12 protein-coding genes are annotated in these 10,734 nt (G+C 72.3%); 6 read left to right on the top strand and 6 right to left on the bottom strand.

What is annotated here, in order from left to right; genetic code table 11:
- Both G6038_RS23520 and G6038_RS23515 read left to right on the top strand, forming a co-directional pair.
- Positions 1-561, top strand: a 561-nt coding sequence (locus G6038_RS23520; protein ID WP_206025505.1) for a PLP-dependent transferase, incomplete at its 5' end; no start/stop codon positions are given.
- The gene (locus G6038_RS23515; protein ID WP_165040216.1) at positions 558-1,685 is read left to right on the top strand and encodes a homoserine O-acetyltransferase; all 1,128 of its coding nucleotides are present in this window, start codon (positions 558-560) and stop codon (positions 1,683-1,685) included. The genes G6038_RS23520 and G6038_RS23515, both read left to right, overlap by 4 nt.
- 36 nt (positions 1,686-1,721) lie before the next feature.
- Here G6038_RS23515 and G6038_RS23510 read toward each other — a convergent pair whose 3' ends face one another.
- Positions 1,722-2,024, bottom strand: a complete 303-nt coding sequence (locus G6038_RS23510; protein WP_165040214.1) for a DUF3017 domain-containing protein — start codon at positions 2,022-2,024, stop codon at positions 1,722-1,724.
- Between the two features lie 5 nt (positions 2,025-2,029).
- Complete coding sequence (locus tag G6038_RS23505; protein ID WP_346772898.1) at positions 2,030-2,884, bottom strand: bifunctional methylenetetrahydrofolate dehydrogenase/methenyltetrahydrofolate cyclohydrolase; 855 nt, start codon at positions 2,882-2,884, stop codon at positions 2,030-2,032.
- A 174-nt stretch (positions 2,885-3,058) separates the two neighbouring features.
- Here G6038_RS23505 and G6038_RS23500 point away from each other — a divergent pair, with 174 nt between their 5' ends.
- Together G6038_RS23500 and idi are read left to right on the top strand one after the other, a co-directional pair.
- The gene (locus tag G6038_RS23500; protein WP_165040210.1) at positions 3,059-3,523 is read left to right on the top strand and encodes a tRNA (cytidine(34)-2'-O)-methyltransferase; all 465 of its coding nucleotides are present in this window, start codon (positions 3,059-3,061) and stop codon (positions 3,521-3,523) included.
- A 125-nt stretch (positions 3,524-3,648) separates the two neighbouring features.
- Positions 3,649-4,170 (top strand): isopentenyl-diphosphate Delta-isomerase, encoded by a 522-nt coding sequence (gene idi, locus G6038_RS23495; protein ID WP_346772897.1) that lies wholly within the window; start codon positions 3,649-3,651, stop codon positions 4,168-4,170.
- A gap of 4 nt (positions 4,171-4,174) precedes the next feature.
- Here the strand turns inward: idi and G6038_RS23490 are convergent, their stop codons facing one another.
- Positions 4,175-4,723, bottom strand: coding sequence for a sigma factor (locus G6038_RS23490; RefSeq protein WP_165040208.1), 549 nt, complete (start codon positions 4,721-4,723; stop codon positions 4,175-4,177).
- A 225-nt stretch (positions 4,724-4,948) separates the two neighbouring features.
- Here G6038_RS23490 and G6038_RS23485 point away from each other — a divergent pair, with 225 nt between their 5' ends.
- A complete protein-coding gene (locus G6038_RS23485) occupies positions 4,949-5,149 on the top strand; it encodes a hypothetical protein (protein WP_165040206.1) in 201 nt (66 codons plus the stop codon).
- Between the two features lie 10 nt (positions 5,150-5,159).
- Positions 5,160-6,206, top strand: a complete 1,047-nt coding sequence (locus G6038_RS23480) for a DICT sensory domain-containing protein (RefSeq protein ID WP_165040204.1) — start codon at positions 5,160-5,162, stop codon at positions 6,204-6,206.
- 22 nt (positions 6,207-6,228) lie between these two features.
- Here the strand turns inward: G6038_RS23480 and G6038_RS23475 are convergent, their stop codons facing one another.
- Genes G6038_RS23475 through G6038_RS23465 form a run of 3 tightly spaced genes read right to left on the bottom strand, consistent with a single transcriptional unit; the run spans position 6,229 to position 10,653 of the window.
- Complete coding sequence (locus tag G6038_RS23475) at positions 6,229-6,537, bottom strand: rhodanese-like domain-containing protein (RefSeq protein WP_006945846.1); 309 nt, start codon at positions 6,535-6,537, stop codon at positions 6,229-6,231.
- The gene (locus G6038_RS23470; protein ID WP_165040202.1) at positions 6,530-7,381 is read right to left on the bottom strand and encodes a DUF4349 domain-containing protein; all 852 of its coding nucleotides are present in this window, start codon (positions 7,379-7,381) and stop codon (positions 6,530-6,532) included. Before G6038_RS23470 ends, G6038_RS23475 begins: the two co-directional genes overlap by 8 nt.
- An 11-nt stretch (positions 7,382-7,392) precedes the next feature.
- A complete protein-coding gene (locus G6038_RS23465; RefSeq protein ID WP_165040200.1) occupies positions 7,393-10,653 on the bottom strand; it encodes an error-prone DNA polymerase in 3,261 nt (1,086 codons plus the stop codon).
- Positions 10,654-10,734: the final 81 nt, after the last annotated feature.

Below are 10,734 nucleotides of genomic sequence, written 5' to 3'. Positions count from 1 at the left end.
GACCCCAGCTACCACGGCGTGGTCTACGCCGACCTCGGCGCCCCCGCCTACGCCCTCAAGGCCCGCGTGCAACTGCTGCGCGACCTCGGCGCCGCGGTCTCCCCGTTCAACGCCTTCCTCATCGCCCAGGGCCTGGAAACCCTGAGCCTGCGCATGGAACGGCACGTCGCCAACGCCGAGCAGGTCGCCGCGTTCCTCGAGCGCCGCCCCGAGGTCACCGCCGTCGCCTACGCCGGCCTGACGTCCTCCCCGTGGCACGAGCGCGCCCGGGCCCTGGCCCCGCGCGGCGCCGGCGCGATCGTGGTGTTCGAACTTGCCGGCGGCGTCGACGCCGGCAAGACGTTCGTCGACGCGCTGACCCTGCACAGCCACGTCGCCAACATCGGCGACGTCCGCTCGCTGGTCATCCACCCCGCCTCCACCACCCACTCCCAGCTCACCCCCACCGAACAACTCGCCGCCGGCGTCACCCCCGGCCAGATCCGCCTCGCCGTCGGCATCGAAGGCATCGACGACATCCTCGCCGACATCACCACCGGCCTCGAGGCGGTCGCATCTTGACGGCGCGCGTCGACCGGCGCCACGTGGAGCTGCCGCCGGAGGACGGCCGTCTGGGCACGGTCGACATCGGGCCGCTGACGCTGGAGAGCGGCGCGACCCTGCCCGACGTGACGGTGGCGGTGCAACGGTGGGGCAGGCTGTCGCCGACGCGCGACAACGTCGTCCTCGTCGAACACGCTCTCACCGGGGACTCGCACGTGACCGGCCCCGCCGGGCCCGAACACCCGTCGCCGGGCTGGTGGTCCGGGATGGTCGGGCCGGGTGCGCCGATCGACACCGACAGGTGGTGCGTCGTGGCGACGAACGTACTGGGCGGCTGCCGCGGCACCACCGGGCCGGGTTCGCCCGCCCCGGACGGCAAGGCGTGGGGCTCCCGGTTCCCCGGCATCACGGTGCGCGACCAGGTCGCGGCCGAGGTGGCCCTCGCCGACGCGCTCGGCATCGACAGGTTCGCCGCCGTGACCGGAGGGTCCATGGGCGGCATGCGGACGCTCGAGTGGATCGTCGGATATCCGGAACGGGTGCGGGCGGCCCTGGTCCTGGCGGTGGGCGCCCGCGCCACCGCCGACCAGATCGGTACCCAGACCACGCAGATCGCCGCGATCACCGCCGACCCGGACTGGCTGGGCGGGGACTACTACGGAACCGGCCGGGTGCCGCGGGCCGGACTGGGCATCGCACGGCGGATCGCGCACCTGACGTACCGGACCGAGGGCGAGCTCGACACCCGCTTCGCCAACTCTCCCCAGGGGAGCGAAAACCCTTGGAACGGTGGACGATACGCGGTACAGAGCTACCTGGAGCACCAGGCCGACAAGCTCGTCGCCCGCTTCGATCCCGGTACTTACGTGGCACTCTCCCAGGCGATGAACCGGCACGACGTCGGGCACGGCCGGGGCGGCGTGGCCGCCGCACTCGGATCCACCCCGGTACCGACGATCGTCGCCGGCGTGGACTCCGACCGCCTGTACCCGCTGCGGCTGCAGCAGGAGATCGCCGACGGGCTGCCCGGCTGCGACGGGCTGCGCGTCCTCGAGTCCCGGGACGGTCACGACGGCTTCCTCACCGAGGCCGACGCCGTCGCCAAGCTCCTGACCGAGCTCGTCACCCTCGCGCGGGGCTGAGAACCGCGTGCCGCCGGGCCGCCGAGGCCCGGCGGCTCAGCCGGTGCCGAGAGGATCGATCGAGACCGCCAGGGCGATGATGAGCCCACCCACGACGAGGAGCGCGGACACGTCGAAGGTCCGGCTGCGCACGGCGAGCACGCCGACCAGGTCCTCCGGCATCCACAGGCGCAGCAGGCCGGCGAGCAGGGTGGCACCACCGAAGACGAACGCCCCGCGGCGCCACCGATCCGCCACGACGAGGATCACTGCCGCGGCGATGACGACCGCCACCGCGAGCAGCGGCAGATTCCGCCGGGCCAGACTCAGCCAGCGCTCCGCGCCGGCCACTTGCACCACCGGTTTCAGCGGCCGGCGAGCTGTTCGGCTCGCTCGACCACGTTCGCCAGCAGGAACGCGCGGGTCAGGGGGCCGACACCTCCGGGATTGGGCGAGAGGAACCCGGCGACCTCACGGACGTCGTCGGCGACGTCGCCGCGCAGGCCCTCCGGCGTCCGGCTCACCCCCACGTCCAGGACCGCCGCGCCCGGCTTGACCATGTCGGCGGTGATCAGTCCCGGCACACCGGCAGCGGCGACGACGATGTCCGCGCGCCGCACCTCCGCGGCGAGATCCTTCGTGCCGGTGTGGCAGAGGGTGACGGTGGCGTTCTCGCTGCGCCGGGTGAGCAGCAGCCCGATCGGCCGGCCGACGGTGACGCCGCGGCCCACGACGGCCACGTGGGCGCCCGCGATCGGGACCTCGTAGCGGCGCAGCAGGTGCACGATGCCGCGCGGGGTGCACGGCAGCGCCGCCTCCTTGCCGAGAACGAGGCGCCCGAGGTTGATCGGGTGCAGCCCGTCGGCGTCCTTCTCGGGGTCGATCCGCTCGAGCGCGGCGTTCTCGTCGAGGTGCTTCGGGAGCGGCAGCTGCACGATGTACCCGGTGCAGGCGGGGTCGGCGTTCAGCTCGTCGATGACCGCCTCGAGCTGCTCCTGCGTCGTGTCGGCGGGCAGGTCGCGGCGGATGGAGTTGATGCCGACCTTGGTGCAGTCGTTGTGCTTGCCGCGCACATATGCCGCGGACCCCGGGTCGTCGCCGACGAGAACGGTGCCGAGGCCGGGGGTGATGCCCTTCGCCTTCAGCGCGGCCACGCGGGCCTTCAGGTCCTCGAAAATCTCGTCGCGGGTCGCTTTGCCGTCCAGGATCGTCGCAGTCACGACCGCCATTGTCTCAGGTCGTCCAGCCGGGGCGGAGACAGCCTCACCACAGCCGGTCCCGCCCCGGGCCGGCAGGCTGCCCCCGCGACTCGATGAGACGGCCGCGCGCGACGGTCCGACCCGGAAGCGGCTGCCGGCGAACGGCCCGAGGACACCGACTGGCAAGCTGGATCGGTGTTCCGAGTGATGTTCCACGAGCCGTGTATTCCGCCCAACACAGGCAATGCGATCCGCATGGTCGCCGGGACCGGCTGCGAACTGCATCTGGTGGAGCCGCTCGGATTCGACCTCTCCGAACCCAAGCTGCGGCGCGCGGGCCTGGATTATCACGATCTGGCGTCGGTGTCCGTGCACAAGGACCTCGAGGCCGCCTGGGCTGCGCTGCAGCCGGAGCGGGTGTTCGCGTTCACCGCGCACGCGAGCGTGTCGTACGCCGCGCTCGAGTACCGGGCCGGCGACGTGTTCCTCTTCGGGCCGGAACCGACCGGACTGTCCGACGAGGTGCTCGCCGACCCGCACGTCACCGCCACGGTGCGGATTCCGATGCTGCCGGGCCGGCGCTCGCTGAACCTGTCGAACGCGGCGGCGGTGGTCACGTACGAGGCGTGGCGTCAGCACGGCTTCCCGGGCGCGGTCTGAGCCGAGCCGACAGCGAACCCATCCACTCCGGTGCCCGCTCCGAATGCCCCCCGACGCCGCGTGCGGAGCCTCGTCGTGGGGAAACGCCGCAACTGTGGGAACGTGGAACGGGGAGGTGAGACGTCGTGACTCTAGTCGTGCTGGTCGACCGCGACGGTCGGGAAGTCGGGACGGCCGAGAAGGTGGCGGCGCACCGCCCCCCGGCCCCGCTGCATCGCGCATTCTCGGCATTCCTGCTCGATGCCGACGACAACGTGCTGCTGCAGCGCAGAAGCCTGGACAAGTACCACTTCGCCGGACTGTGGGCCAACAGCTGCTGCGGGCACCCGCTGCCGGGCGAGAGCGTGCTCGACGCCGCGGCCCGGCGCAGCTGGGACGAACTGGGCGTGCGCCCGTCGGACCTGCAGGAGGTGGCCTCGGTCGTCTACTCCGCCCACGATCCGGACTCGTTGCTGATGGAGCACGAGTTCGACCATGTGGTCGTCGGACGCGTCACCGCGACGCCTCGTCCCGTTCCGAGCGAAGTGGCCGAGGTGCGGTTCCAGTCCCTCGCCGAGGTCGTACGCGAGGTGGAACAGACCCCGCACGTGTTCGCGCCCTGGATGCCGCACGTCCTCGGCGCGGTGCTGCCGTCGCTGACCCGATAGGCCGTCAGCCGGCGGGCGCACCCGTGTCGGTGGCCCGGATCCGGGCCACTCCGGCCCGGATGCGGGCCCGCACCGTCGCGACGGGCAGACCGAGGCGTTCGGCGATCTGCTCGCAGGTCATTCCCTCGTAGTAGGCGAGATGCAGCGGCTCACCGTGCCCGCACCCGAGGGGCTCGGCCTCGGCCGGGCCCCCGGCATGCGGCCCGCCGGCCCGTGAGCGGATCCGGTCGGCCGCCCAGCGGTGGGCGAGCGCCGACAGCCACGCCATGGGGGATCCGACCTGCGGGGCATAGCGGTCGGCCGTGTGCCACACCTGCTCGAACACCTCGCGGGTGACGTCCTCGGCGTCCGCGTCGCCGCGCACGACTCGGAGGACGATGCCGTGCACCTGCGCGACGGTGAGGTCGTAGAGCGCAGCGAAGGCGGCACGGTCCTTACCGGCGACCCGGGCCAGCAGGGGCCGGAGGCGGTCATCCGCTGCCGGACCCGACCGCTCGGTCCCCGCGGCCGGCGCGCGCTTCGGGGGCGGCGGCGAGCCCGTCGTCACAGTCACACGAATAACTGTAGACATCCCGCCCTCCCCTCACCGGTTTCGTTTTCCCTTGTGTTGCAGGAAGATCGGACTTCGTATCAATTCGTTATACGTCGTTACACTTCCGTGACCTTCCCGCGTCGGGTCCGACACCGCCGACGGGGATGCTCGGTACTCGGACCGATCCGGTACACGCGGCGACACGCTCGCCGACCGGCTCTCGGGCGAACGACTCGGAGATGAGACATGACGGCACCACGGATCCCCCACCGCCCGAAGGACCCCTCGGCGCTGCTCGCCGGTCCGCACGCAGGCATGGTCCTCGCCGGCGTCTTCACGGTCGTGGGTGCGCTCGCCGCCGTGGCGGTGGCCGGCTCCGCGCTGCTGGCCGTCGCCCTCACGGCCATCGTGGCAGGTGTGGTGGCGGTCGTCGCCGCCGCGATCTGACGGCGACGAGGTGGAGACGCTCGATGCCGTCGAAGTACCGATCCGGCGCCTCGACGACGGACTGCTCGCCGCATCCCTGGTACGCGCCCCCTGCCCGTCCCTCCGCCGCCGGCCGCCCCACCGCGCGGTTCCGGCCGCCGGCGCCTCCGCACTCGTCCCCGTCCACCTCGGACCGGACTCCGGCGCGCGCGCCGATCTCGGCCACGCCGTGCGCACGGCCGCCGAATCCCGCCGAGCCGGCCATCTCGTGGCGGTCGACGAGGTGGGGGCCGATCCTCGGTCCTCGGCGCTGCTGGCGCTGCTCGAGCCGGAGATCGTGATCCTCGCGTCCGGAATGCTGACCCGGCGGGCGGACAGCGACGTCGCGCCCACCCTCCATGCCGTGGCCGCACACGTCGAACGTACGGGCGCCGTCCTGGTCGCCGACGGGGTCGACTCACCCCGGCACCGGCGGCGGGCACTCGAACTCGGGGCCACCCACGGCCTCGGCCGGCTGTATCCGCCCGCACTGCGAGCCGAGCCCGCCGAGTGTTTCCCGCCGAGCCCGACGTGGAGCACGCCCGACGTGGAGACGCCGAGTCCCTACGCCACCGTGGCATCCGGCCGCGTCCCGGTGCGCAGCACCGAGCATCTGCTGGCCCGGATGACCGCCGCTCTGGAAGCTCACGCCGCCACCGCCGGTCCGGACACCCTGGTGCTCGGCACGTTCCGGCACGTCGACCACTTCTGCGCCCCCACCCGGTCCCGCTGGTCGGGCATGGCCGGGGGCGTCGCCCACGCCGGCGCCTACGCAGTGGGGATGAGGGCCGGTGTGGAGTCCGGCGTCGTCCACACGCCCCTCGACCCGGCGGATCCGCTGGCCGAGGAGTGGAACGTCGTGGTCCTCGGGGCCCACTTCGCGGGGGTGCTCTCCGCGGTGGGCACCCACGATCGGCATCCCGCCGGGGACCGTGAGTTCGACTACGTCGTGTCCTACGACCGTCCGACCGTGGTGCGCTGCGCGCGCTCGATCCTGCGGCGCCGCCCCTCCCCCGCTGCTCGGCGCGGGACCGGGTGACCGCCTCCGGGCGACGGCCCGGTCAGACCCCGGCTTCGATGTCGCGGCCGGACTGCTGCCACGCCACGGTGCCGCCGGCCACCGACACGGCGTTGATGCCGCGTCCGGCGAGATAGCTGGCGGCCTGCGAACTGCGGCCACCGACCGCACAGATCACGTAGACGGTGTCGGCGTCCGGGATCTCGTCGGCGCGGGCGACGAACTCGCTGAGCGGGATGAGCGTCACGCCGGGCACCCGCACCTGCAGGTACTCGTCGCGCTCACGGACGTCGATGACGGGGGCACCGGCGGCGAGCGCGGTGTCCAGTGCGGCCAGGCCGACCTCACGCATCCTGGTCGTTCCTCTCCGGGTTCGGGGCTGGTTCCGGTTTGCCGCGCCGTGCGACGAGCCGGACGACCACATAGACGACGGCTGCGCACACGGCGAGAAACCCCACCCACGGTAACGCCACCCCCAGAGCGACCACCGACCCGGCCAGCGCCGAGCGCAGCGCGTCCCATCCGGCGAGGACTCCGTCCCAGAAACTGTCCCGGTCCGCACGGCGCTCCGCCGAGATGTCCACGGTCAGGGTGGACAGCTCGATCTGGTCGGCGAGGTAGCGCTGCTGGGCGACGAGACCGTCGAGTTCGCTCTGGCGCTGCGCCAGCGCGTTCTCGGCCTCGATGAGGTCGGCGGTGCTCGCGGCCGAGGCCATCAGCGCGCGCAGCCGGTCCACCGACGACTGCAGGGCCGCGATCCGCGCCTCGAGGTCGGTGTACTGGAGCGTGACGTCCTCGCGGGTGGTGGTCAGGCTGGTCACCTCGCCGAGGCCGCGGATGTCCTCGATCGTTCCGGTGAGCCGGTCCGTCGGCACCCGGACGGTCAGCATGCTGCCGGCGCCCGGCCGCTCGGTGACCGAATCCACCCGTCCGCCCGCGGCCTCGACGAGCGTCACCACCTGTCGTCCGGCCGCAATCGGATCGTCGGCGCGCAGAGCCAGGTGCCCGGTGACGATCTCCTTGCGCGCGGTGGCCTGCGCGTCCGCGGGCGCGGATTCGCGGGTGCCGTCGGACAGGGAGGGCTGCGGTGGCGCCCCGTCGCCGGAACCCCCGTCACCCGGCCCTTCGCCGCCTCCCGCGCATCCGGTCAGGAACAACGCGAGCAGGGCGAGCAGGATCACCAGGGGGCGTCGCATGTCGCAGGATGCTAACGGAAGTCGCGGGACTTTCCGACGATGCGCAGATCCATGCGCTGCAGCCGGTCCGCCACCACCGTCACCGCTCCCTCCGCGTTCTGCACCCGTCCGCGCACGAGCAGCGCCGGTGCGGTGTGTGCGAGCGTGCGGTACCGCGCCCACAGGCCGACGGAGCACACCACGTTCACCATCCCGGTCTCGTCCTCGAGATTGAGGAACGTCACGCCCTCGGCGGTCGCGGGGCGCTGCCGGTGCGTGACCGCGCCGCCCACGAGCACCCGGGCCCCGTCGGGGACCTGCAGCAGCCGCGCCGCCGGCACGACGCCGAGCGCGTCGAGCTGCGGCCGCAGGAACTGGGTGGGGTAGCTGTCCGGGGAAACACCCGTCGCCCACACGTCCGCGGCGGCCAGTTCGACATCGCTCATGCCGGGCAGTGCGGGGGCCTGCGTCGAAGCGCCGACGCCGGGCAACCGGTCGGGCCGCTGCGCCGCTGCGGCGCTCGCCGACCACAGCGCCTCCCGGCGGGTGATGCCGAAGCACCCGAGGGCGCCCGCCGTGGCGAGGGCCTCGGCCTGGGCGGTGCTCAGCTCGACGCGCCGGGACAGGTCCGGGAACGACGTGTACGGGCCGTGTGCCGTGCGCTCGGCGACGATCCGTTCGGCGAGCGCATCACCGAGGTGGCGGACCGCGCCGAGGCCGAGACGCACCTCCCGGCCCCGGTTCTCGGTGGTGGCATGGGCGAGGCCCACGTTCACGTCGGGCCCGTGGACTACGACACCGTGACGGCGGGCGTCGGCGACGAGGGACTGCGGCGAATAGAACCCCATCGGCTGCGCGCGCAGCAGGCCTGCACAGAACGCCGCCGGATGATGCAGCTTGAACCATGCGGAATAGAACACCAGGGCCGCGAAGCTCTGCGAATGACTTTCGGGGAAACCGAAATTCGCGAAGGCATAGAGCTTCTCGTAGATGCGGTCGGCAACGTCGCCGGTGATGCCGTGCCGCTCGCGCATGCCGTCGTAGAGCCGGCCGCGCAGCCGTTCCATCTTCGCGGTGGAACGCTTGGCCCCCATTGCGCGCCGTAACCGGTCGGCCTCGGCGGCCGTGAACCCGGCGGCGTCGACAGCCATCTGCATCAGCTGTTCCTGGAACAGCGGGACCCCGAGGGTGCGTTTCAGGGCCTTCTCGAGGCAGGGGTGGTCGTAGGTGACGGGCTCGAGCCCGTTGCGGCGCCGGATGTACGGGTGCACGGACCCGCCCTGGATGGGACCGGGCCGGATGAGCGCCACCTCGACCACCAGGTCGTAGAAGACGCGCGGCTTCAGGCGCGGAAGGGTGGCCATCTGCGCGCGGGACTCGACCTGGAACACCCCGACGGCGTCGGCGCGGCGCAGCATCTCGTACACCCCCTCCTCGGCGAGGTCGAGACGAGCGAGATCCACCGTGATCCCCTCGTGCTCGGCGACGAGGTCGATCATGTAGTGCAGCGCGGAGAGCATGCCCAGTCCGAGCAGGTCGAACTTGACCAGTCCCGCGGCCGCGCAGTCGTCCTTGTCCCACTGCAGCACGGTGCGGCCCGCCATGCGGGCCCATTCGACGGGGCACACGTCGGCGACGGGACGGTCGCAGATCACCATCCCGCCGGAGTGGATGCCGAGATGGCGCGGCAGGCCCTCGACCTGGGCGGCGAGTTCGAGGACGGGCGGGGGGATGTCGGTGTCGATCTCCTGTTCCACGCCGTGCCATCGGGTGACCTGCCGGCTCCAGGCGTCCTGCTGGCCCTGCGCATAGCCGAGGGCTCGTGCCATGTCGCGGACGGCGGACTTGCCGCGGTAGGTGACGACGTTGGCGACCTGGGCGGCGTGCGTGCGCCCGTACCTGGCGTAGACGTGCTGGATGGCCTCCTCGCGGCGGTCGGATTCGATGTCGATGTCGATGTCGGGGGGGCCGTCGCGCTCCGGGGAGAGAAATCGTTCGAAGAGCAGCTCGTTGCGGACCGGATCGACGTTGGTGATGCCGATGGCGTAGCAGACGGCGGAGTTGGCGGCCGAACCTCGCCCCTGGCAGAGGATGTCGTTGTCCTTGCAGAAGGTGACGATCTCGTGCACCACGAGGAAGTAGCCGGGGAAGTTCAGCCGGCCGATGACGTCGAGTTCGTGCTCGATCTGCCGGTAGGCCGCCGGGTTGTCCTCGGGGGCGCCGTAGCGGTGCCGCGCCCCGCTCAGGGCGAGTTCGCGCAGCCGGCCGAGTTCGGTGTGCCCCTCGGGCACGTCGAACGGGGGCAGATTCGGGGCGATGAGCCGCAGGTCGAACGCGCAGTCGCGGGCGAGTTCGGCGGCACGACGGACGGCGCCGGGGTGGGCGGCGAACAGTCGTGCCATCTCGGCGCCGGAACGAAGGTGGGCGCCACCGGTCGGGAGGAGCCGCCCCGCGGCCTCGTCGAGACTCTGCCGGTCGCGGATGGCGGCCAGTGCCGTCGCCAGACGCCGGCGGTGCGGCGTGGCGTAGTGGGCCGCCGTGCTGGCGATACACGAAAGACCTTGATTTTCGGCAAGTTCCGCGAGCAGCGCGTTGCGCTCGCCGTCCTCGGGGAGGCCGTGGTGGGTGAGCTCGACCGTGACACGATCGGCGCCGAAGCGCTCGACGAGATCGCGCAGTGCCGTCCCGGCCGCCGCGGGCCCCCCGACCGCGAGGGCCCGGCGGACGTGTCCGCGGCGGCAGCCGGTGAGAATCTGCCAGTGCCCGCCGGCGGCGCCGGTGAGCGCGTCGTAGTCGTAGCGGGGCCTGCCCTTCTCCCCGCCCGCCAGGTGCGCGGCGGCAATCTCGCGGGACAACCGCCGATACCCCTCCTGCCCCCGCGCGAGAACCAGCAGGTGCGTCTCGTCCGCCGATCCGGCATCGAGGGAGAGTTCGGCACCGAACACGGTCCGCATCCCCAGCTCGCGGGCGGCCTCGGCGAAGCGCACGACGCCGTAGAGGCCGTCGTGATCGGTGAGCGCAACGGCTTCGAGGCCGAGACGCACCGCCTCCTCCACGAGCTCCTCGGGGCCGGAGGCGCCGTCGAGGAAGCTGAACGCCGAGTGGGCGTGCAGTTCGGCGTAGGGCACGGTAGGCCCCTCGGGCGGCCGGACGCGGGGTTCGTACTCTCTCCGGGTGCGCGACCAGGCGGGGCTGTCGCTGCCGTCACCGGGGAACTCCACATCGCGCCGAGGCCGGCCCGACAACACGCGTTCGAGCTCCGACCAGGTCGGCGGACCACTCCCCCAGCCCATCCGTCACCGCCTTCGTGTCGACCGCCCGCGCATATCGTACATATGTTCGATGGATCGCCGGGCTCCTGCGTCAGACTTTCC

It is taken from the genome of Rhodococcus sp. 14C212 (genome assembly GCF_011058195.1).
Taxonomy (GTDB): Bacteria; Actinomycetota; Actinomycetes; order Mycobacteriales; family Mycobacteriaceae; genus Rhodococcus; species Rhodococcus aetherivorans.
The sequence above is the reverse complement of the archived record's forward strand: the minus strand, read 5'-3'. Positions and strand labels throughout refer to the sequence as shown.

What these genes read in the sequence shown, in the direction of transcription:
- G6038_RS23485 (WP_165040206.1), top strand. Translation starts at nt 4,949, where the DNA reads ATGACGGCACCACGGATCCCCCACCGCCCGAAGGACCCCTCGGCGCTG.
- G6038_RS23475 (WP_006945846.1), bottom strand. Translation starts at nt 6,537, where the DNA reads ATGCGTGAGGTCGGCCTGGCCGCACTGGACACCGCGCTCGCCGCCGGT.
- G6038_RS23470 (WP_165040202.1), bottom strand. Translation starts at nt 7,381, where the DNA reads ATGCGACGCCCCCTGGTGATCCTGCTCGCCCTGCTCGCGTTGTTCCTG.
- G6038_RS23465 (WP_165040200.1), bottom strand. Translation starts at nt 10,653, where the DNA reads ATGGGCTGGGGGAGTGGTCCGCCGACCTGGTCGGAGCTCGAACGCGTG.